A 21,537-nucleotide genomic window follows, 5' to 3' on the forward strand; every position below is an offset into this window, starting at 1 on the left:
GGTGCGGGGGCGGGGCCCCCGCAGCCACACCTCTTACAGCTCCGCCAGGAGTTCCGCCTTCTTCGCGCTGAATTCCGCGTCCGTCACCAGCCCCGCCCGATGGAGTTCACCCAGGTGCCGGATCCTTTCGGCGATGTCCGCCGGGTCGCGCCGCCCGGCGGACGCCAGGGCCGCCGGGACCGGTGCGCCGGAGCTGCCCCGGATCGCCTGGAGGACGGCCGCCGCGAACGGCAGCGACTCGTGGACCGGCCCGTACCCGAGGCCGAAGACGACCGCGGCCGGGTCCTGGTCGGCCGGCGGCGCGACCGCGTCGGCGTCCCGGCGCAGCAGCCGCAGATAGCCGTCGAAGACCTCCGGCGAGCGCCACTCGACCCCGCACAGCGACGCCAGCGGGAACGTCTGGTCGCCCGCCTTCCACTTCGCCGAGGAGGCACCCGTCCAGAACCAGCGGAACGACACCTGGCGGCCGTCGAAGGAGGCCTTCCCGTCGTACGCCTTGAAGCTCTGCGGCAGCTCCGGCGCCGCCACCACGTACCGCTCCGAAGGCTCCGCCGCGTCCGGGCCGAGCAGCGCGCACAGCTCGTCCGCGTAGTACTCGGCGAGCGTCTCGCGCTCGGCGGGCAGCACCAGGCGGTACGGGTCGCACCCGTCCTTGAGCTGTCCCGCCGCTGCCTCCATCAGCGGGTCGGCGCCCGGTCTCGGCACCGCGTGCAGCACCACCGTGCCGCGCTTGCCCGGGGTCAGCGTCACCGACTCCAACGCCTCGTGGGGGATGCGCCGTTCGCGCAGCGCCGTGAACAGCTTCGGCGTGCGGATCCCCCGTTCGAAGCGGATGAGTACGGAGTCGGGCTCGAACTCCCAGGTGGCATGAATTCCGGCCAGCACATCACCCATGCGCCTCATCGTAGGCGGCGCACGCCCGCGCGTCCCCCCTCGGCGCCGGCCGCAATGTCACACGTACGTCCGCGGCGGCGCCGATTTCTACGCGCGTCAGGCCGCGTCCGCGCCGGAAATACCGCGCTGGCAGGCCGAATTGCCTTTGAGACAGCTGACGGAATCGTACGAACCGACGCCTATCGCGGCGAAGTTGGCGAGACTCTGTGTGCCTGGCTCGAAATAGCCCGCGTGGCCGACCGCGCCGGCCGCCGAGAGCACCCGCGCGCCGAACCCGGAGGAGACCGGGTCCGCGCCGTGGCCCAGGCCCGCGACGTCCAGGTGCGGCACGTCCTCGATCCAGTCGTCGCGGTCCCGCATCGCCCACACCCGGGCCGAGGTGCCCAGGTGGGAGGCGCTCTGGGTGCGCATGCCGGGGCTGCCCGCGACCGCTATGTCGACCACCCGCGGCGGCAGCCGGTGCGCGGCGACGCCGCACAGCACCGAGCCGTAGCTGTGGCAGAAGAGGGAGACCGGCGCGTTCCCCGGCAGGGCGCGGACCAGCTTGTCGAGCCGGACCGCGCCGTCCTCGGCCAGCCGGCCGATCGCGGAGTCGATGCCGAGCCCGGCCGGGGTGGTGTAGTCGGCCCAGGCGATCACCGCGGTGCGGGTGCGCGGACCCGCCGCGCGCTCCGCCGCGTACAGCGACTGCGCCATGCCCACCGGGGCGGAGTACTTGCGCGAGGTCTTCTCGAACGTCATGACGTTCGTGTCGACGCCCGGGACGACCATCGAGATGCGCTCGGCGTGTTCCAGGTCACCGAAGACCTCGGCGACGCGGCCGCTGTCCGACGGGTCGAAGGCGAGGATCTGCCGGTCGCCGTCGAGCAGCGACTCGTACCGGTGCATCCGGCGGCCCGCGCCCTGGCGGCCGTCGGGGGTGAGCCGGGCGTCGTGCATCCGGGCGCGCTCGGTGTCGCGCGCCTCGACGAGGGCCAGCCGGTTCGCCTCGTAGCGCAGCGGGATCGGTGCGCCGTTGAGGTTGCCGACGACCAGCGGGTAGCGCCGGGCCAGATCGGTGCGCTCGGTGGCCGTCAGAGAGGCGAAGAAGCGGGCCATCCGGCGAGCGGAGGTGTCCGGCGCCGGGAGCTTCTCGCCGTCGAGGGTGCCCTTCGCCCAGGCGGCGAGGGCGACGGCGCGCGGCTCGGTCGACACCTGGTGGCCGCGGACCGCGGTCCAGCCCGAGGTTCCGAGCATCACGAACACGACGGCGAGCGCGAGCAGCGCGCGCCAGACGTTGAGTGTGGGGGAGGAGTCGAAGGAAGTCACTGCGGTACAGAGTAAGAGGCCCGGAAGGTCCACTGGGGTGACAGTGACTCAGATCACGTTTGAACGGATCATGGAGGGTGAAGAGGTTTCACCCAGCGCATGTGGAGGCGCACGCTCCGCGACGCGCGGGGGTCCGGCGGGTCTTTCACCTATCCGGGTGAAGCGGGGCGAGACGGAAACCGGGGGCGGCGGGGACGCGTTCAACGGGACAAGATCAGCCGACGACACGGGGGGTCACCCGCCATGCGCACACAGACGACGGCCGCGGCCGTCCTCGCCGCCACCGCCTTCCTGCTGCCCGCTCCGGCCCGCGCGGCCGCCCCGCCGCGCCTCGGCACCTGCGCGCCCGGCGAGCTGTGCCTCTGGAAGAAGCCGGACTTCAAGGGCGCCCGGCAGGTGTACGACCTGCGGAGCATCGAGATCGAGAGCTGTACGGCGTTACCGCCCGGCACGGACGCCGGGTCCCTGGCCAACCGGACGGGCCGGCCGGTGACGGCGTACCAGTCCGAGGAGTGCGCGGAGACGGCCGAGTTCGACACGTATCCGGGCGGCGGGTCCTGGACGCCCCAAAGCCCTTACCGGGTGCGGGCGTTCAAGGTCTGGGAGAGCTGAGGCGGCGGATGAGCCCCCCGTCCCCGTTCCCGTCACGCCAGGGGCGCGCCCCGGGTGCCCTGCTCGCAGGCGCACTTCGATGCGCCCGCCAGCGCCGCCACCTGCCCCCGCAGCGACCGGACCTCCTGGGTGAGCGCCTCCAGGAGCGCGGTCTGGCGCCGCTCCTCCTCGCCGTCGCGCTCGAAGCGGGAGATGAACCAGGCCGCGATGTTCGCCGTGACCACACCGAGCAGGGCGATGCCGGAGAGCATCAGGCCCACCGCGATGAGCCGCCCGAGCCCGGTGGTCGGCGCGTGGTCGCCGTAGCCGACGGTGGTCATCGTGGTGAACGACCACCACACCGCGTCGCCCAGCGTCTTGATGTTCCCGGCCGGAGCGCCCCGCTCCACCTCCAGGACGGCCAGCGAGCCGAACATCAGCAGCCCGACCACCGCCCCGCCGACGTAGACGGTCAGCTGTATCTGCGGGGCCATCCGCGCCCGCCGCCCCACCAGGGCGAGCGTGGAGACGACCCGGAGCAGCCGCAGCGGCTGGATCAGCGGCAGCACCACCGCGAGCAGGTCCAGCCAGTGCGTACGGACGAAGGCCAGCCGCTGCCCGGACAGGGCGAGCCGCACGAGATAGTCACAGGCGAACGCGCCCCACACCACCCACTCCACACCGACACACACGTCCTGCACCCCGGTCCCCGCCCCGGGGTGGACGACGGGCACGGTGTACGCGAGGGCGAACGCGACAGCCAGCGCGAGCAGCGGCCACTGGGTGCGCCGCTCCCACCGCGTCTGCGCGGGTAGTTGCTTCATACGGGCATAGTAAAAGCGGGCTGGCCGCGCCCTCGCGCCCCAAAGGGGCGCGAGGAACTGCGCGACCAGCCCAATACAACCTGCGGTCGAACGACTGCGCCGCTCGACCGTGCACGCCGCGAGGCGCTACGCGTCGCCCCCGGCAGCACCCGGGTCCGCCGCAGTGACATCCAACAGCTGGTACCGGTCAACCGCCTGCTTCAGCACGGACCGGTCCACCTTCCCGTCCCGCGCGAGCTCCGTCAGCACCGCGAGGACGATCGACTGGGCGTCGATGTGGAAGAAGCGCCGCGCCGCGCCCCGGGTGTCGGCGAAGCCGAACCCGTCGGCGCCCAGCGAGGTGTAGCGGCCGGGCACCCAGCGCGAGATCTGGTCCGGCACGGCCCGCATCCAGTCCGAGACCGCGATGAACGGTCCCTCGGCGTTGGCCAGCTTGCGCGTGACGTACGGGACGCGCTGCTCCTCCTCCGGGTGGAGCAGATTGTGCTCCTCCGCCTCGACGGCGTCGCGCCGCAGCTCGTTCCAGGAGGTCGCGGACCAGACGTCGGCCCGTACGTTCCACTCCTCGGCGAGGATCCGCTGCGCCTCGATCGCCCACGGGACGGCCACGCCGGACGCCATGATCTGCGCCGGGATGGTGCCCGCGGTGCCCTGGGCGTAGCGGTGGATGCCCTTGAGGATGCCCTCGACGTCGACGTCCGCCGGCTCGGCCGGGTGCTGGATCGGCTCGTTGTAGACGGTCAGGTAGTAGAAGACGTCCTCGCCGGGCTTGCCGTCGGCGGTCTCGCCGTACATCCGGCGCAGACCGTCCTGGACGATGTGCGCGATCTCGTACCCGAACGCCGGGTCGTAGGCGACACAGCCCGGGTTGGTCGAGGCGAGCAGGTGCGAGTGGCCGTCGGCGTGCTGGAGGCCCTCACCGGTCAGCGTCGTGCGCCCGGCGGTCGCGCCCAGGACGAAACCGCGCGAGAGCTGGTCGGCCATCTGCCAGAACTGGTCGCCGGTGCGCTGGAAACCGAACATCGAGTAGAAGACGTAGACCGGGATCAGCGGCTCGCCGTGCGTCGCGTACGCCGAGCCCGCGGCGATCAGCGAGGCCGTGCAGCCCGCCTCGGAGATGCCGTCGTGCAGCATCTGACCGGTCGGAGACTCCTTGTAGGCGAGCAGCAGATCGCGGTCGACCGCCTCGTACTGCTGGCCCAGCGGGTTGTAGATCTTCGCGCTCGGGAAGAAGGCGTCCATGCCGAACGTGCGGTACTCGTCCGGCGCGATCAGCACGAACCGCTTGCCGATCTCCTTGTCCCGCATGAGGTCCTTCAGGATGCGGACGAACGCCATGGTGGTGGCGATCGACTGCTGGCCCGAGCCCTTCTTCGCGGCCGCGTACGTCTTGTCCTCCGGCAGGGCCAGCGGCTTCGCGCGCACGACGCGGGTCGGCACGTAGCCGCCCAGCGACTTGCGGCGGTCGTGCATGTACTGGATCTCTTCGGAGTTGCGGCCCGGGTGGTAGTACGGCGGGGCGCCGGCCTCCAGCTGGGCGTCCGTGATCGGGATGTGCAGCCGGTCGCGGAAGCGCTTGAGGTCCTCGACCGTCAGCTTCTTCATCTGGTGGGTCGCGTTGCGGCCCTCGAAGTTCGGGCCGAGCGTCCAGCCCTTGACGGTCTGCGCGAGGATCACGGTCGGCTGGCCCTTGTGCGCCTTGGCCGCCGCGTACGCCGCGTACACCTTCTTGTGGTCGTGACCGCCGCGGCCCAGGTGCTGGATCTGCTGGTCGGTCATGTTCTCGACCATGGCGCGCAGCCGGTGGTCGCCGCCGAAGAAGTGGTCGCGGATGTAGCCGCCGGTCTCCGTCGCGTACGTCTGGAACTGGCCGTCCGGCGTGGTGTTCAGCTTGTTGACCAGGATGCCGTCGCGGTCCTGGGCCAGCAGCGGGTCCCAGGAGCGGTCCCAGACCAGCTTGATGACGTTCCAGCCGGCGCCGCGGAACTGCGACTCCAGCTCCTGGATGACCTTGCCGTTGCCGCGCACCGGGCCGTCGAGGCGCTGGAGGTTGCAGTTGACGACGAAGGTCAGGTTGTCGAGGTTCTCGCGCGCGGCGATGGAGAGCTGGCCCAGCGACTCCGGCTCGTCCATCTCGCCGTCGCCCAGGTACGCCCACACGTGCGAGTCGGAGGTGTCGGCGATGCCGCGCGCCTCCATGTAGCGGTTCATCCGGGCCTGGTAGATCGCGCCGAGCGGGCCCAGGCCCATCGAGACGGTCGGGAACTCCCAGAAGTCCGGCATCAGCCGCGGGTGCGGGTACGAGGACAGCCCGTACGGCGCCTTGGACTTCTCCTGGCGGAACGCGTCGAGCTGCTGCTCCGAGAGGCGGTCCAGGAGGTAGGCGCGGGCGTAGATGCCGGGGGAGGCGTGCCCCTGGAAGAAGATCTGGTCGCCCCCCTTGCCGTCGTCCTTGCCCCGGAAGAAGTGGTTGAAGCCCACGTCGTAGAGGGAGGCGGAGGAGGCGAAGGTGGCGATGTGGCCGCCGACCCCGATGCCCGGGCGCTGGGCGCGGGAGACCATCACCGCGGCGTTCCAGCGGGTCGCGTTGAGGACCTTGCGCTCGATTTCCTCGTTGCCGGGGAAGAACGGTTCGTCCTTGGTGGCGATCGTGTTGACGTAATCCGTGCTGCGCATCTCGGGCACGGCCACGCGCTTCTCGCGGGCGCGCTCGATGAGGCGGAGCATCAGATAGCGGGCGCGCTCACGGCCCCGCTCGTCCACCGCCGCGTCCAGGGAGGCGAGCCACTCCTCGGTCTCCTCCGGATCGAAGTCCGGGACCTGGCTGGGAAGGCCGCCAATGATGATCGGGTTGCGATCGGATCCGGAAGCCACGCTGTTCCTTCGCTGTCGGGGGCGGGCGGGGTTGGTGCGCCGCATCCCATCGTGGACCGCGAGGACGCAAACGTCATCTCTACCGAGGGGTAACGAGGTGTGCGGCCGCCCAAATCGCAACCTTACGCCCAAGCCGTGCGTGTGTTCCCCAAAGGGCGCGTCACCCCGATTGGCGTACGCACGGAGCAGAAGCGTGCAAACTATCTGCAAGGGTGTGGGATGAATCACCACCGGGCCCGGGTTCGCCCCTGACTGGGGGCACAGTGCACCCCAAAGGGCGGGTTCGGGGGCCTGGTACTTGCGCGATTCGTCCCGCCCGTGTGGACTACGCCCAAGCCTCGCGCGTGCGTGGGGCCGCATTACTTACCGAATCAAGATCAGGAGGCAAGCCGTGAGCGCGACCGCGGACCACGCGGAGGAGCGGACCAACCCGGCCGTCAGGCTGGGGTTCGAGCCCGGACAGGTGGTCCAGGAGATCGGTTACGACGAAGACGTCGACCAGGATCTCCGCGAGGGCATCGAGTCCCTGATTGGCCAGGACATCGTCGACGAGGACTATGACGACGTCGCCGACGTCGTCGTGCTCTGGTTCCGCGACGAGGACGGCGACCTTACGGACGCCCTGGTCGACGCCATCGGTCTGCTGGAGGACGGCGGCACCATCTGGCTGCTGACCCCCAAGACCGGCCGGGACGGATACATCGAGCCCAGCGACATCAGCGACGCCGCGCAGACTGCCGGCCTCTCCATGGCCAAGAGCATCAGCGTGGGCAAGGACTGGTCGGGCACCCGACTCAAGTCCGGCAAGCGCTGACCCCTCCACGCCCCAGGGCCCCCACCGGCACCGCCGGTGGGGGCCCTGTGCGTAGGGTGGGGGCACCGTGACGGTCCACCGCGGCCGTCGGACCGGACCCACAGAAGGGAAGGCGTTTCCATGGCGATCGAGGTCGGCACCAAGGCCCCGGACTTCGAGCTGAAGGACAACCACGGCCGGACCGTGAAGCTCTCGGACTTCCGCGGCGAGAAGAACGTGGTGCTCCTCTTCTACCCGTTCGCCTTCACCGGCGTCTGCACGGGCGAGCTGTGCGCGCTGCGCGACAACCTGCCGCAGTTCACCGACCGCGACACCCAGCTGCTCGCCGTCTCCAACGACTCGATCCACACGCTGCGCGTCTTCGCCGAGCAGGAGGGCCTGGAGTACCCGCTGCTCTCGGACTTCTGGCCGCACGGCGAGGTCAGCCGCGCGTACGGGGTCTTCGACGAGGAGAAGGGCTGCGCGGTGCGCGGCACCTTCGTCATCGACAAGGACGGCGTGGTCCGCTGGACCGTCGAGAACGGCCTGCCGGACGCCCGGGACCTCAATGACTACGTCAAGGCGCTCGACACCCTGTGAACCTTCGGCCGAATCGCCTGTTTGAGGCGGGAACCGGTCACTAGGATCCAGACGTTGATCCGATGCCAACGCACGACGGGGACGCTGAACTGAGCCGGCCCCTCACACCAATGGGAGGACTCGTGGGAGTCAGCCTCAGCAAGGGCGGCAACGTCTCGCTGACCAAGGCCGCCCCCAACCTGACCGCGGTCATCGTCGGTCTGGGCTGGGACGCTCGTACCACCACCGGGGGTGACTTCGACCTGGACGCCAGCGCACTGCTGACCAACGACCAGGGCAAGGTCGCCAACGACTCGAACTTCGTCTTCTTCAACAACCTCAAGAGCCCCGACGGCTCCGTCGAGCACCAGGGTGACAACCTCACCGGTGAGGGCGAGGGCGACGACGAGGTCATCAAGGTGAACCTGGCCGGTGTCCCGGCCGACGTTCACAAGATCGTGTTCCCGGTCTCGATCTACGAGGCCGAGAGCCGCCAGCAGTCGTTCGGCCAGGTCCGCAACGCGTACATCCGCGTGGTGAACCAGGCCGACAACACCGAGCTCGCCCGGTACGACCTGAGCGAGGACGCCTCGACGGAGACCGCCATGGTCTTCGGCGAGCTGTACCGCAACGGGGCGGAGTGGAAGTTCCGCGCCATCGGCCAGGGGTACGCGTCGGGTCTGCGCGGCATCGCGCAGGACTTCGGCGTCAACGTCTGAGCCGTCGCTCTCTCCCGTCCGGCGCCGCACTCCCCGTGCGGCGCCGGACGCGCTCAACCCTTCGTCCGTCACTCAGGGGAGGACTCACGATCATGGGCGTCACGCTCGCCAAGGGGGGCAATGTCTCCCTGTCCAAGGCCGCACCGAACCTCACCCAGGTGCTGGTCGGCCTCGGCTGGGACGCGCGTTCCACCACCGGGGCCGACTTCGACCTCGACGCCAGCGCACTGCTGTGCGCCAACGGCCGGGTGCTCGGCGACGAGTACTTCGTCTTCTACAACAACCTGACGAGCCCCGAAGGCTCGGTCGAGCACACCGGGGACAACCTGACGGGTGAGGGCGAGGGCGACGACGAGTCGCTGATCGTCGACCTGACGAAGGTGCCGGCCGGCTGCGACAAGATCATCTTCCCGGTCTCCATCCATGAGGCGGACGCCCGCGGCCAGGCGTTCGGCCAGGTCAGCAATGCCTTCATCCGGGTGGTCAACCAGGCCGACGGCAAGGAGCTCGCGCGCTACGACCTGAGCGAGGACGCCTCCACCGAGACCGCGATGATCTTCGGCGAGCTCTACCGCTACGGCGGCGAGTGGAAGTTCCGTGCAGTGGGTCAGGGGTACGCGTCCGGACTGCGGGGGATCGCTCTAGACTTCGGGGTCAACGTTTCGTAAAGCCGTGCCCAAGTAGGGTGCGGCGCGGGGGGAGACCCTCCCCCAGACGTCCGTCTGGGGGGACCCCGCCTAGCTAGATGGGGAAGTCAGTGATTCTGAAAACCTTCGGCTGGTCATTCGTGATCACTGCGGTCGGTCTGGCCCTGGCAGTGCTCTACGACGGCTGGACCGCCTTCGGGATCGTGGCGATCCTGTCCATCCTCGAAATCTCGCTGTCGTTCGACAACGCGGTGGTCAACGCCGGAATCCTGAAGAAGATGAACGCCTTCTGGCAGAAGATCTTCCTCACGATCGGTGTGCTCATCGCCGTCTTCGGCATGCGGCTGGTCTTCCCCGTCGTCATCGTCGCCATCAGCGCCAAGATCGGCCCCATCGAGGCCGTCAACCTCGCGCTGAACGAGAAGGAGCACTACAAGGAACTGGTGACCGACGCGCACGCGTCGATCGCCGCCTTCGGTGGCATGTTCCTGCTCATGATCTTCCTGGACTTCATCTTCGAGGACCGGGACATCCAGTGGCTGCGCTGGATCGAGCGGCCGCTGGCCAAGCTCGGCAAGGTCGACATGCTCTCGGTCGCCATCGCCCTCGGCGTCCTGCTCGTCTCCTCGATGACCTTCGCGACCCACGCCCACCTGCACGGCGGGGCGCACGCCGACAAGGGTGAGACGGTCCTCATCTCCGGCATCGCCGGTCTGATCACGTACATGATCGTGGGCGGCCTCTCCGGCTACTTCGAGGACAAGCTGGAGGAAGAGGAGGAAGCCGAGCTGGAGGCCGAGGAAGCGGCCAAGAAGAGCGGCAAGGGCGGCGCCTCGGCGGTCCTGCTGGCCGGCAAGGCCGCGTTCTTCATGTTCCTCTACCTCGAGGTCCTGGACGCCTCGTTCTCCTTCGACGGCGTCATCGGCGCCTTCGCCATCACCAACGACATCGTCCTGATGGCGCTCGGCCTCGGCATCGGCGCCATGTACGTGCGGTCCCTCACGGTCTACCTGGTCCGCCAGGGCACCCTCGACGACTACGTCTACCTGGAGCACGGCGCGCACTACGCGATCGGCGCCCTCGCCGTGATCCTCCTGGTCACCATCCAGTACGAGATCAACGAGGTCATCACCGGCCTCGTCGGCGTCGTCCTGATCGCCTGGTCCTTCTGGTCCTCGGTGCGCCGCAACAAGCGGATCGCCGCGGAGGGCGGCGGGGATTTCAGTGAGAAGGCGGAAGTCTCCACGGGGGTCTGAATCCGTGGTGTGACCCGTCGACGATTGCGGAACGCTCTGAGCGGGGCGGCCGGGAGGTTCGCGCCTTCCGGCCGCCCCGCCGTTCTTCTGATGCGGGGCCGTTCACTGTGGTTCGTATAGGGGTGGGGAACAGATGGCCTTCTGGGACAGCCTGCTGCGCGGCAGGCCCTCGGCGCAGTTCGACACGGGCAGCGCCGCGAGCAACGCCATCGAGCTGACCAAACGGCACCCGGTGGTCTCGCTCGGCAAGCAGGGCGCCAACTCCGGGTCCCTGCGCGTCAACCTGTCGTGGCGGATGCGCACCTCCGACTTCGGCGGCCGGTCGGGGTCCAGCGTGCTGCGGCACCCGTTCAAGATGTTCAAGCCGGACGTGGTCCAGGCGCACACCCAGGGCGTGGTCAACGTCGACCTCGACCTCGGCTGCCTCTACGAGCTGAACGACGGCTCCAAGGGCGTGGTGCAGCCGCTCGGCGGCTTCTTCGGCGCCACCAACGCGGCGCCGTACGTCCAGCTCAGCGGCGACGACCGGTTCGGCTCGCCGTCCGGCGAGACGATCTACGTCAACCTCGACCACCGCGAGTCCATCAAGCGGCTGCTGGTCTTCGTCTACATCTACGACCAGACGCCCGCCTTCGACCGTACGCACGCCAAGGTCACGCTCTACCCGAGCAACGGCCCGCGCATAGAGATCGACCTGGACGAGCACGCCCCGCAGGCCCGCTCCTGCGCGGTCGTCACCATCGAGAACGTCAAGGGGGACATGGTCGTGCGGCGCGAGGTGAAGTTCGTGTACGGCTTCCAGGCCGAGCTGGACCGGCTCTACGGATGGGGGCTCCAGTGGGGGCGCGGCTACAAGACGAAGGCCTGAGAGTGCGCCCGTGAGCGCGCCCGGCGGGCCACCGCCCGCCCGGCCCCGCCCGTCACTGCCGGATGAACTGCGGCCCCATCGGCGGCAGCGTGAACTCCGGCTCTCCCGCGTGCGCCGCCACCGGCTGCGGATAGCCGTAGCCGGACTGGGCGGAGGCGGGCTGCGGATAGCCGTACGAGGGCTGGTGCACGGGCGGGTGCTGCGGCGGCGCGGGGTGCGGATAGCCGTAGGAGGGCGGCGAGGCGGCCGGCAGCGGCGGCACATAGGGCTGGGTCTGCGGCTGCGGCCGGGCCGGGGGAGCGGCGTGCGGCTGCGGCACGGACGCGGAGTGGCCGTGGGTCGACGCTTGGGCGCCGGACGAGCCGGTGTCCGCGCCCTCCTCGGCCCCGTCGCCGTCCTCGTCCACGGAGATCCCGTACTCCGTCGCCAGGCCCACCAGACCGGTCGGATAGCCCTGCCCCACGGCGCGGAACTTCCACGCGTCGCCGCGCCGGTAGAGCTCGCCGCAGATGATCGCGGTCTCCTCGCCGGTCTCCGCCTTCACATCGAAGACGGCCAGCGGCTCGGCGACGACCGGCCCCGCGTCGTACAGCAGGACCCGCAGGTCACGGACGGATCCGAAGGTCGCGCCGTCCGAGGAGGCGGTGACCAGGACGCGGTCGACGGACGCGTCGAGCGCGGCCAGATCCGCCTCGATGGTGTCGGTCAGCCCGTCCCCGACCCGCTTCTTGGGCAGCCGCCGCACCAGGCCCGAGGGGTGGCGCGGCTGGTTGTAGAAGACGAAGTCCTCGTCGGAGCGCACCCGGCCGTCGGCGGCGAGCAGCAGCGCCGAGGCGTCCACGTCCGGGACGTCGGCGCCCGGCGTCCAGCGGAGCACGGCCCTCACGGCCATGGCGTCCAGCGGGACGTTGGATCCCTTCAGCATCGCGTGCGTCATGGTCGCAATCCTGCCTTCCCGCCGCCCGCCCGGACAACGCGGGGGCCCGAGCGCGGCCTTGTCCCGCAGATGAGCGGTACGTACGTTACGTACCGCGTCCGCCCGCGACACGGGAAGGGCGCGGGCGGGTTACCTGGATTTCACACCTGCGGGGAACTCGCGACATGTGTTCTTACGTACTATTACCGGCCACCCACCCTCACTCAGTCCGGGCCATCGTTGCAGTACAGGGGAATCCATATGCGTCACTTCGGGCACGTTCCGCCTGCTGCTCGTAAGGACCTGTTCCACCGGGAGCCCGCCGAGTTCAGCGCGGACTCTCCCGCGCGCGTGCTGTCCGCCGCCCTGGGGGCCACGCTCTACAGTCCCGCGACCCGCCCCACGCTCGCCGACGACGTCCTCAAGCAGGCCCGCCGTGGTGTCGTGTCCATGGTGCTCTGCCTGGAGGATTCGATCGACGACGCCGAGGTGGCGGGGGCGGAGGCCAATCTGGTCCGCCAGTTCGCCGACCTCGACGCGCGCGGCGGACAGACCCCGCTGCTGTTCATCCGGGTCCGCGAGCCCGCCCAGATCCCCGATCTGGTGCAGCGGCTCGGCTCCTCGGTGCGGATGCTGTCCGGATTCGTACTTCCGAAGTTCACCGAGGAGCGTGGCGTGCCGTTCCTGGAGGCGCTCGGCGCGGCCGAGGCGGCCAGCGGGCGGCGGCTCTTCGCCATGCCGGTGCTCGAATCGCCCGAGCTGCTGCATCTGGAGACCCGCTGCGACACGCTGACCGGCATCGCCAGGACCGTCGACAAGTACCGCGAGCGGGTGCTGGCGCTGCGGCTGGGGGTGACCGACTTCTGCTCGGCGTACGGGCTGCGGCGCTCGCCGGACATGACGGCGTACGACGTGCAGATCGTGGCCGGGGTGATCGCGGACGTGGTCAACGTGCTCGGCCGCGCCGACGGCACGGGCTTCACGATCACCGGGCCGGTGTGGGAGTACTTCCGGCTCCAGGAGCGCATGTTCAAGCCCCAGCTGCGCCGCAGCCCCTTCCTTGAGGGGCGCGCGGAGGAGCTGCGCGACGCGCTGATCGAGCACGACATCGACGGCCTGCTGCGCGAGATCGAGCTCGACCGCGCCAACGGGCTGCTCGGCAAGACCTGCATCCACCCCTCGCACGTGGTGCCGGTGCACGCGCTGTCGGTGGTCAGCCACGAGGAGTACAGCGACGCCCAGGACATCCTGCGGCCGGAGCGGGGCGGCGGCGGAGTGCTGCGCTCCGCGTATACGAACAAGATGAACGAGGTGAAGCCGCACCGCGCGTGGGCCGAGCGGACTCTGCTGCGCGCCGAGGTCTTCGGCGTCGCCAACGAGGACACCGGCTTCGTGGAGCTGCTGACCGCCGGCCTGGCCGGATGATCGAGATCGAGACGGAGAGCGTCGACAACGTGGGTGTCTGGTCGGGAACGTGGGTCGCGGAGCGGCTCGGGGTCGAACTCCAGGGTGACGAGCGGTTGCCCGAGCTGCTGGGCCTCGCCCTGCGCCGCAACCCCAAGCGGGCGCATCTGCTCGTCTCCAACGTGCTGGGCAAGCACGTGCCGCAGCGGCCCTCGCGGGTGTACGGGGCGGGGTTCGCGCTGGGTGAGGAGGTACGGGAGCTGCTCGGCCCCGAGGCGGCCGGGGCGGTCGTCCTGGGCTACGCGGAGACGGCGACGGGCCTGGGCCACGCGGTGGCGGACGGTCTGGGCGTCGCGCCCTACCTCCACTCCACGCGCCGCCCCGTCGACGGGGTCGCGCGGGCGGGCGGCTTCGAGGAGTCCCACTCCCACGCCACCTCCCACCTGCTGCTGCCGGAGGATCCGGGGCTGTTGGCGGGGGACGGGGTGCTGGTCCTCGTCGACGACGAGTTCTCGACGGGCAACACGGTCCTGAACACGATCCGCGCCCTGCACGCGCGCTACCCCCGTCCCCGCTACGTGATAGTCGCCCTGGTCGACATGCGCTCCCCGGAGGACCGCACCCGCCTGACCACGTTCGCGGCGGAGATCGGGGCGGAGGTGTCCCTGGTGACCCTGGCGGCAGGAACGGTTCTGCTCCCGGAGGGAGTGCTGGAAAAGGGCCAGGCCCTGGTGGCCGAGCACGAGAATTCCCCCACCCCGCCCCTTCCCGAAAGCCCTGACCGGGCGGCTGCGGCGCCTGCGGCTGATGCTGCGCGTGTGGCTGCTCCTGCTGCTGTCGCTACAGGTGGCCCTGCGGCCGCCGCTCATGCTGCCGCCGCTGTGGGCAATCGTGCCGCTAGGGGCGGCACGGGTGGGCACAGCGGCACCCCGGCGCCGGGCGCCGTTCCTTCGACCCCAGCCCCGACCCGCGTCGACCTCCGCTGGCCGGACGGCGTGCCCGACGGGGGGCGCCACGGGTTCACCCCGGCTCACCGGGTGGTCTTGGAGGCCGCGCTTCCGCAGATGGCTGCCGCCATCAAGGGCGCCCTGGGCCGCACCCCCGGCCGTACCCTCCTCCTCGGGTTCGAGGAGCTGATGTACGCGCCCCTGCGGCTCGCCCTCGCCCTGGAAGAGACGGGGGCGGACGTCCGTTTCTCCACCACCACCCGGTCCCCCGTCCTCGCCGTGGACGACCCCGGCTACGCCATCCGGACCCGCCTCGTCTTCCCCGCCCACGACAACCCCTCCGACGGCCCCGGCGAGCGCTACGCGTACAACGTGGCCGGCGCCGGGTACGACACCGTCGTGGCCGTCGTCGACTCCGCCGCCGACACCCCCGCACTGCACGCCCCCGACGGCCTGCTGGCCAGGCTCGCCGCGCACATCCCGCACGTCGTGCTGGCCGTCGTCCCCTCGTACGTACCCGAAGGTGCCCCCATGTCCGAGCCCCTGCCCGAACCCCTCCGCGGGCCCGCATTCTCCTCGTACGCGCCCGACGAGGTCGGCTGGCTGCTGAAGGACCTGTCCGGGGTCGAGCTGGAGGCGCCGACCGAGGAGCGCGAGGAGGCGATCCAGAGCGGCGGCGCCCACTACGCGGAGTCGCTGCCGGTCGAGTACCAGCCGTCCCCCCAGTACCAGGAGCTCTTCCGCGCCGCCCTGGACGCCTCGGCCGACCGGATCGCGCGGGCCGTCGGCACGGTCACCGAGACCGTCCTCGCCGAGCGGTCGCCGAGGCCCGTCCTCGTCTCGCTGGCCCGCGCCGGCACCCCCGTGGGCGTCCTGATGCGCCGCTGGGCCCAGCGGCGGCACGGGCTCGCCCTGCCGCACTACGCCGTCTCCATCGTGCGCGGCCGCGGCATCGACCCCAACGCGCTGCGCTGGCTCGCCGCCCACCACGACCCCGCCGACGTCGTCTTCGTCGACGGCTGGACCGGCAAGGGCGCCATCACCCGCGAACTGGCCGCCGCGATCCGCGAGTTCCCCGACTTCGACCGGTTCGACCCGGAGATCGCCGTCCTCGCCGACCCCGGCTCCTGCGTCCGTACGTACGGCACCCGCGAGGACTTCCTCATCCCCTCCGCGTGCCTCAACTCGACCGTGTCGGGGCTGATATCGCGGACCGTGCTGCGCAAGGACCTGATCGGGCCCGGCGACTTCCACGGCGCCAAGTTCTACCGCGAACTGGCCGACTCCGACGTCTCGGTGGACTTCCTGGACGCCGTCGCCGCCCGCTTCGACGACGTCGCCGCCGACGTCGAGCGCGAGGCCAAGGCGCTCCAGGGCACCGACCGCACCCCCACCTGGGAGGGCTGGGCCGCCGTCGAGCGGATCAGCGAGGAGTACGGCATCCACGACGTCAACCTCGTCAAGCCCGGCGTCGGCGAGACCACCCGCGTCCTGCTGCGCCGCGTCCCCTGGAAGATCCTGGCCCACCGGGGCGCCGGGGCCGACCTCGACCACGTACGCCTCCTTGCGGAGCAGCGCGGGGTACCGGTGGAATGGGTCGACGACCTGCCGTACAGCTGTGTCGGACTGATCCACCCCCAGTACACGCGCGGGGCGACCGGCGCCGACGGCAAGGCGGTGGCCTCCCGATGAGCACCCTGATAGCCAGCGATCTGGACCGTACGCTCATCTACTCGGCGGCGGCCCTCGACCTGACCATGCCGGACCCCCGGGCCCCCCGGCTGCTCTGCGTCGAGATCCACGAGCACAAGCCGCTCTCGTACATGACCGAGAACGCCGCCACCCTGCTCGCCGCGCTCAAGGCGGACCCGGACACGGTCTTCGTGCCCACCACCACCCGCACCCGCAAGCAGTACCAGCGCATCCAACTGCCCGGCCTGCCCGCCAAGTTCGCGATCTGCGCCAACGGCGGGCAGCTGCTCGTCGACGGGGTCGCCGACCGCGACTGGCGGCGCCTGGTGGACGCCCGCATCGCCGCCGAGTGCGCCCCGCTCGACGAGGTACGCGCCCACATCGCGGCCGCCGCCGACCCGGCCTGGCTGCGCAAGGAGCGGGTCGCCGAGGACCTGTTCGCGTACCTCGTGGTCGAGCGCGCGCTGCTGCCCGGGGACTGGGTCAAGGAGCTGACGGCCTGGGCCGAGGAGCGCGGCTGGACCGTCTCGCTCCAGGGCCGCAAGATCTACGCGGTGCCCAAGCCGCTCACCAAGAGCGCGGCCGTGCACGAGGTGGCCCGCCGCACCGGCGCCGAACTCACCCTGGCCGCCGGGGACTCGCTCCTCGACGCGGACCTGCTGCTCGCCGCCGACGAGGGCTGGCGCCCGGGCCACGGCGAGCTCGCGGAGTCCGGCTGGACCGCGCCGCACGTCGACGTCCTCGACGAGCGGGGCGTGCTGGCGGGCGAGGAGATCGTGCGCCGGTTCGCCACCCGCGCCACGGCCTCCCGGAATGCGCCCGCCACGACCTGACCGGTCGCATACTCGCCCGTATGACCAAGGGAAACACCACGAAGATCACCGACGAGCTGTACGCGTACATGCTGGCGCACAACCCGCCCCTGGACGCGGTGCAGCGCGAGCTGGTGGAGACGACGTACGCCCGGCTGCCCGACCACGCGGGCATGCAGTCGGCCGAGGAGCAGGCCCCGCTGCTCGCCTTCCTCGTCCGGCTTGCGGGCGCCCGGCACGTGGTGGAGGTCGGCACCTTCACCGGCTTCTCGGCGCTCGCCATGGCACAGGCGCTGCCCGACGACGGACGGCTGATCGCGTGCGACATCTCCGAGGAGTGGACGGCGTACGGGCGCGAGGCCTGGACGAAGGCGGGCGTGGCGCACAAAGTGGACCTGCGGATCGCTCCGGCGCTCGACACCCTGCGGGCGATGCCGACCGAGCCGCACATCGACTTCGCCTACCTCGACGCGGACAAGGACAACTACATCGCGTACTGGGAGGAACTGGTCCCCAGGATGCGCCAGAACGGCCTCATCGCGGTGGACAACGTGCTCTTCCACGGCGAGGTCGTGGACCCGGCGGCGACCGGTCCCGCCGCCGGGATCCAACGTTTCAACGAGCATGTGAGGCGGGACGAGCGGATGGACAGCGTGATGCTGATCGTGGCAGACGGCCTCACTTTGTCGCGTAAGCGACGCTAGGGGGCGCGAAGAACTGCGCGACCAGCCACATTCGGCCCGCAGTCAAAGCACTTAGCCGCAGCAGCCCCCACCACAACACCCACCGCCGGACGGCGACGGCGCAGGCCCACCCTTGGCCATCCCGCCCACAGCCACGGTGGACAGCAACTTCACCGTGTCCCCATGCCCGGCAGGGCACACCGCGGGTGCGGCCGACTCAGCCATGGGCCGACTGACTTCAAACGTGTCGCCGCACGAGCGGCACCGGTAGTCATAGCGAGGCATGCCCCCAGGCTAACCGCCCGGCGGCGGCGGGGTGCGGCTTACCGCAGGGCCTACCGCAGCGGCCGTTCCCGCACGCCCGGCTCCGCCTGCGCCTCCGCCTCGCGCCGCGCCTTCCAGTACGGGTTGTCATGTGGCAGGTGGCTGCTGACCCGCCCGTACATCCCGAAGACCATCAGCGCCAGACCCACCAGGAAGCTGAAGATCACGTTCTGCATCTTGAAGGCGAGGAAGTTCTGCGAGCCGCGGTCCAGCAGGGCCAGGTTCACGAACCCGCTGATCAGGAAGAGCACGCCGAGCGACATGTTCAGCCAGGACGCGAAGTTGCCGCCCCTGACCATGCCGTACAGGAGCAGCGCGCCGACGACGATCGAGATCACGCTGAGCGTGCCGTTGGTGCTCAGCCCGGCGACCTCCTTGCCCCCGGTGTCGAAGAACCCGATGTTGTGGGTGAGGCCCAGGATGCCGAAGACGAGCAGGAACAGCCCCATGATCCCGGCGCCGAAGCGGTACACCTGGCTCAGCCGGTGGTCGACGGGCAGGTGCTCGTCGAGGGACACATGGGGGGTGCGCAGGGGGTGGCGCAGGGGATGAAGCGGCTGGGTGGCCATGGGCGGCCTCCTCGTGTCGTCCGTACCTCCCAGGATCCGCCCGTCGCGCGGCCGCGACAACTCGTCCCGGTGACGGCCGTCAGGCCCCGTGCCCCCGCTCCTCGCGGATCTGGGCCACCACGCGCGCGGCGCTCTGGCGGACCGCCTCGGTCTCGGTGAGGAAGTGCCAGTAGTCGGGGTGGCGGCCCTCCAGCGTGGCGGTCGCGCGCTCCAGGCGCGCCACGGCGTCGTCGAGGGGGCGGGCGTGGCGCGGGTCCGGGGTGCTGCGGCCGGACATCGCCAGGCGCTGCGCGTCCCGGATCGCGAACCGGGTCCGCTGGATCTCCTGCTGCGGGTCCTTCGCCACGGCGTTGAGCCGCTGGAGCCGGTCCCCGGCGGCCGAGACCGCCTCGTCGGTGGTGTTGAGCAGCGCCCTGACCGTGCTCAGCCGGGAGGTCGCGTCGGCCCAGCGCTGCTCGTCGCGCGCGGCGGCCGCCTCCTTCAGCTTCTCCTCGGCCTGCCGGACGTTCACCAGCGCCTGCTCGGGGACCTGCTGGAGGTCCTGCCAGCAGGCGGCCGCGAACCGGCGCCGCAGCTCGCTCAGGACCGGGTCGACGGTCCCGGCCCGGGTGGTCAGCGCCTGTGCGCGGGTGCGCAGCGAGACCAGGCGGCGGTCGATCTCGGCGGCCCGCTCGGGCAGCCGCTCGGCCTCGGCGCGCACGCCCTCGGCCTCCCGCAGCACCCGGTCGGCCCGCTCCAGGGTCTCCGGCACGCCGTGCCGGCCCGCGCCCTGGTTGAGCCGGGTCAGCTCGGGGCCGAGGGCGGCGAGGCGGGCGGCGAGATCGTCCGCTCTCAGTCCGGACGCCCGCACCGCGTCGAGAGCGGTGCTCGCGGCCAGGAGCGCCTGTCGCGCCCGCTCCACGGCCGGCGCGAGCCGCGCCAGCTGGGTCTCGGCGGTGGACAGCAGCGGCCCCAGGCTCTGCTCGAACCGGTCGAGCTCGCCCTTGACCCGGACGAGGTCGTCCTTGGCCTTCGTCAGCTCGCCCCGGGCCCGGGAGGCCACCGAGGCGTCCAGGTCGTCGCGGTCCAGGTCGTGCGCGTCGACCGCGGTGATGTAGTCGTTGCTGACCTCGTCGATCCGCCGGCCGAGCGCCGCGAAGTCGTCCACGGCCTTGCGGGCGCGCGGCGAGCTGTCCACGGCGGTGATCGTCTCGATGGAGATCCGCAGGTCCCGCTGGGCGGTGTCCAGCTCGTAGAAGGCGGCGGCCGCCGCGTCCTTGGCGGCCTGCGCGTCGGCCCGCACGCTCTCGCCGCGCCCGCCGAACCAGCGCCGAGTCCCGCCTCCGGCGAACGCGCCGGGCAGCAGCGCGGCCCCGAGCACCAGCGGCAGCGCGACGAGCGCGAGCGCGTCCGTCAGGGCCCGCCGGCCCCCGGCCGCCCGCACTCCGACACCGGGGACGATGGCACCCGCTCTGCTGTACGGCCGCGCGTGTGTCGCCGTCACATCCCTCTCCCGTGCCGTGTCCGCCTGCCGGTTCATTCTCCCACCAGGTAGTGACGAACACACCGGCCGATTAGTTCGCACCGCCCCGCCGACCCGCCTGCCCCGGCGAACGGGTTTGCAGCCCTGCCCGGGGGGCCATGTACGCTGTTCCCTCATCCACGGATGTGCCACGGGCGTGTAGCTCAGGGGTAGAGCGCTGCTCTTACAAAGCAGATGTCGGCGGTTCGAAACCGTCCATGCCCACGCGTGGTGAAGGCCCCCCGCCGGTCACGGCGGGGGGCCTTCGTCTTTACCGCGCCCCCTCCGCCGGGCGCCCGCACCGCAGGTTCCAGCGGCCCGCGCGGCCCGAGAGCTCCGTCAGGGTCAGCGGGGCCACGTCCAGGCGCCAGAAGGACGCGGGCGGCAGGGCCAGGGCGTGGGTCACGGAGGCGCGGACCACCGCCGGGGAGGCGACCGCGAGGATCCGGCCGCCCGCCGCGGGCAGCGTGTCCAGCCACGCGCCCACGCGCGCGACGAGCGCGAGCAGGCTCTCCCCGCCGTGCGGCGCCGCCCCCGGATCGGTGAGCCACGCCCGTACCCCCGAGGGATCCGCCGTGCTCAGTTCGTCAAGGCGCCGCCCCCGCCACCGGCCCAGATCCCAGTCGGCCAGGGCCGGTTCGTCGCACGTGGGCAGGCCGTCCGCCAACTCGTAGAGCGAGGAGGGCGGTTTCAGTCGGCGGGCCGGTACCGCGAGCGCCGCCGCCGCGTCTTTGACCCTGCGGACCGCGCCCTCGTCCGGGGCGGCCGCGTCGTCTCCGACTCTCGCCTCGCGCGCGTAGCGGTCGGCCGGGGGTGAGATCAACATCACGCGTACGGTCATGGGTCAAGCAGAGCACGGCCGTTCGCGCACTTGGCGCGGGGGTTGTGCACCCGCGCGCCGTAGCGGCGCGGTCCCGCACGCGGTACGGTCTCGTCGACATAAAGACGGTGTGAAGGAAGCCCGGTGAGATTCCGGCACGGTCGCGCCACTGTGAACCCGGCGAGCGCCCTCAACAGGGAGCGAAGACGGGGAAGTCAGACCCACCACCGTCGACAAAGGCACCAATGACCGGGACGCGTGTTCCCCAGGAGGTTCTGCCGTGGCTCTCTCCGCCGCCCCTGCGCCCAGCGCAGATGCAACGTCGGCCATCACCCCCATATCGCTCAAGGCGATCGCTCCCTGGGCGCTCTTCTTCGGCATCCTCATGCTCGTCCTGCTGTACTTCGTCGGCTCCGAGCAGGGTGCCACCAGCGTCTTCTCCGGTGAGGACGTCCACGAGTGGCTGCACGACGGACGCCACCTGCTCGGCTTCCCCTGCCACTGAGACCAGGGGTA

21 protein-coding genes and 1 tRNA gene are annotated in these 21,537 nt (G+C 71.0%); 13 read left to right on the forward strand and 9 right to left on the reverse strand.

All coding sequences use genetic code 11. The annotated features are described in order from the left end of the window. Positions 1-33: 33 nt before the first annotated feature. Together IE252_RS07440 and IE252_RS07445 are read right to left on the reverse strand one after the other, a co-directional pair. The gene (locus tag IE252_RS07440) at positions 34-894 is read right to left on the reverse strand and encodes a DUF4429 domain-containing protein (protein WP_190088517.1); all 861 of its coding nucleotides are present in this window, start codon (positions 892-894) and stop codon (positions 34-36) included. 96 nt (positions 895-990) lie between these two features. Then, complete coding sequence (locus tag IE252_RS07445; RefSeq protein WP_190088518.1) at positions 991-2,202, reverse strand: alpha/beta hydrolase; 1,212 nt, start codon at positions 2,200-2,202, stop codon at positions 991-993. A 243-nt stretch (positions 2,203-2,445) separates the two neighbouring features. Here IE252_RS07445 and IE252_RS07450 point away from each other — a divergent pair, with 243 nt between their 5' ends. Beyond that, on the forward strand, positions 2,446-2,814 hold the full coding sequence (locus IE252_RS07450) for a peptidase inhibitor family I36 protein (protein ID WP_190088519.1): 369 nt from the start codon (positions 2,446-2,448) through the stop codon (positions 2,812-2,814). A 32-nt stretch (positions 2,815-2,846) separates the two neighbouring features. Here IE252_RS07450 and IE252_RS07455 read toward each other — a convergent pair whose 3' ends face one another. After that, complete coding sequence (locus IE252_RS07455) at positions 2,847-3,617, reverse strand: potassium channel family protein (protein ID WP_190088520.1); 771 nt, start codon at positions 3,615-3,617, stop codon at positions 2,847-2,849. A gap of 126 nt (positions 3,618-3,743) precedes the next feature. Continuing rightward, positions 3,744-6,491, reverse strand: a complete 2,748-nt coding sequence (gene aceE, locus IE252_RS07460) for a pyruvate dehydrogenase (acetyl-transferring), homodimeric type (protein WP_190088521.1) — start codon at positions 6,489-6,491, stop codon at positions 3,744-3,746. Positions 6,492-6,882: 391 nt separating this feature from the next. Between aceE and IE252_RS07465 the strand changes: the two genes are divergently transcribed. The 6 genes from IE252_RS07465 (at position 6,883) to IE252_RS07490 (ending at position 11,353) form a co-directional block, all read left to right on the forward strand. Continuing rightward, a complete protein-coding gene (locus IE252_RS07465) occupies positions 6,883-7,305 on the forward strand; it encodes a DUF3052 domain-containing protein (protein WP_190088522.1) in 423 nt (140 codons plus the stop codon). 120 nt (positions 7,306-7,425) lie between these two features. Next, a complete protein-coding gene (locus tag IE252_RS07470) occupies positions 7,426-7,884 on the forward strand; it encodes a peroxiredoxin (RefSeq protein WP_067158615.1) in 459 nt (152 codons plus the stop codon). 122 nt (positions 7,885-8,006) lie between these two features. After that, positions 8,007-8,582, forward strand: a complete 576-nt coding sequence (locus tag IE252_RS07475; protein ID WP_067158613.1) for a TerD family protein — start codon at positions 8,007-8,009, stop codon at positions 8,580-8,582. A gap of 92 nt (positions 8,583-8,674) precedes the next feature. Continuing rightward, positions 8,675-9,250 carry a TerD family protein gene (locus IE252_RS07480; protein WP_101388161.1) on the forward strand — a complete coding sequence of 192 codons (576 nt, stop codon included), beginning with the start codon at positions 8,675-8,677 and terminating at the stop codon, positions 9,248-9,250. Positions 9,251-9,339: 89 nt separating this feature from the next. After that, the gene (locus tag IE252_RS07485; protein WP_190088523.1) at positions 9,340-10,485 is read left to right on the forward strand and encodes a DUF475 domain-containing protein; all 1,146 of its coding nucleotides are present in this window, start codon (positions 9,340-9,342) and stop codon (positions 10,483-10,485) included. Positions 10,486-10,618: 133 nt separating this feature from the next. Then, the gene (locus IE252_RS07490) at positions 10,619-11,353 is read left to right on the forward strand and encodes a TerD family protein (protein ID WP_101388159.1); all 735 of its coding nucleotides are present in this window, start codon (positions 10,619-10,621) and stop codon (positions 11,351-11,353) included. Positions 11,354-11,405: 52 nt separating this feature from the next. Here the strand turns inward: IE252_RS07490 and IE252_RS07495 are convergent, their stop codons facing one another. Continuing rightward, entirely contained in the window at positions 11,406-12,290 is an 885-nt protein-coding gene (locus IE252_RS07495; RefSeq protein WP_190088524.1) for a TerD family protein, read from the reverse strand. 240 nt (positions 12,291-12,530) lie between these two features. Here IE252_RS07495 and IE252_RS07500 point away from each other — a divergent pair, with 240 nt between their 5' ends. Genes IE252_RS07500 through IE252_RS07515 form a run of 4 tightly spaced genes read left to right on the forward strand, consistent with a single transcriptional unit; the run spans position 12,531 to position 17,828 of the window. After that, entirely contained in the window at positions 12,531-13,694 is a 1,164-nt protein-coding gene (locus IE252_RS07500) for an HpcH/HpaI aldolase/citrate lyase family protein (protein ID WP_190088525.1), read from the forward strand. Further along, positions 13,691-16,312, forward strand: a complete 2,622-nt coding sequence (locus IE252_RS07505; RefSeq protein ID WP_190088526.1) for a phosphoribosyltransferase — start codon at positions 13,691-13,693, stop codon at positions 16,310-16,312. The genes IE252_RS07500 and IE252_RS07505 overlap by 4 nt, the downstream gene beginning before the upstream one ends. Continuing rightward, the gene (locus IE252_RS07510) at positions 16,309-17,145 is read left to right on the forward strand and encodes an HAD family hydrolase (protein ID WP_190088527.1); all 837 of its coding nucleotides are present in this window, start codon (positions 16,309-16,311) and stop codon (positions 17,143-17,145) included. Before IE252_RS07505 ends, IE252_RS07510 begins: the two co-directional genes overlap by 4 nt. A 20-nt stretch (positions 17,146-17,165) precedes the next feature. Further along, complete coding sequence (locus IE252_RS07515) at positions 17,166-17,828, forward strand: O-methyltransferase (RefSeq protein WP_190088528.1); 663 nt, start codon at positions 17,166-17,168, stop codon at positions 17,826-17,828. Between the two features lie 51 nt (positions 17,829-17,879). Here the strand turns inward: IE252_RS07515 and IE252_RS07520 are convergent, their stop codons facing one another. From IE252_RS07520 to IE252_RS07530, 3 genes are all read right to left on the reverse strand, one after another. Beyond that, on the reverse strand, positions 17,880-18,092 hold the full coding sequence (locus tag IE252_RS07520; RefSeq protein ID WP_190088529.1) for an FmdB family zinc ribbon protein: 213 nt from the start codon (positions 18,090-18,092) through the stop codon (positions 17,880-17,882). 50 nt (positions 18,093-18,142) lie between these two features. Then, positions 18,143-18,700, reverse strand: a complete 558-nt coding sequence (locus IE252_RS07525) for a DUF4383 domain-containing protein (protein ID WP_190088530.1) — start codon at positions 18,698-18,700, stop codon at positions 18,143-18,145. Between the two features lie 79 nt (positions 18,701-18,779). Beyond that, on the reverse strand, positions 18,780-20,183 hold the full coding sequence (locus IE252_RS07530) for a hypothetical protein (protein WP_190088531.1): 1,404 nt from the start codon (positions 20,181-20,183) through the stop codon (positions 18,780-18,782). 171 nt (positions 20,184-20,354) lie between these two features. Between IE252_RS07530 and IE252_RS07535 the strand changes: the two genes are divergently transcribed. Continuing rightward, positions 20,355-20,426, forward strand: a tRNA-Val gene (locus tag IE252_RS07535). A 46-nt stretch (positions 20,427-20,472) separates the two neighbouring features. On the opposite strand, the gene IE252_RS07540 is transcribed toward IE252_RS07535, so the two are convergent. Next, positions 20,473-21,042 carry a histidine phosphatase family protein gene (locus IE252_RS07540; protein WP_190088532.1) on the reverse strand — a complete coding sequence of 190 codons (570 nt, stop codon included), beginning with the start codon at positions 21,040-21,042 and terminating at the stop codon, positions 20,473-20,475. Between the two features lie 259 nt (positions 21,043-21,301). Here IE252_RS07540 and IE252_RS07545 point away from each other — a divergent pair, with 259 nt between their 5' ends. Then, on the forward strand, positions 21,302-21,526 hold the full coding sequence (locus tag IE252_RS07545; protein WP_190088533.1) for a CbtB domain-containing protein: 225 nt from the start codon (positions 21,302-21,304) through the stop codon (positions 21,524-21,526). Positions 21,527-21,537: the final 11 nt, after the last annotated feature.

Origin of the sequence: Streptomyces melanogenes (assembly GCF_014649795.1) — a bacterium.
GTDB classification, from domain to species: Bacteria; Actinomycetota; Actinomycetes; order Streptomycetales; family Streptomycetaceae; genus Streptomyces; species Streptomyces noboritoensis.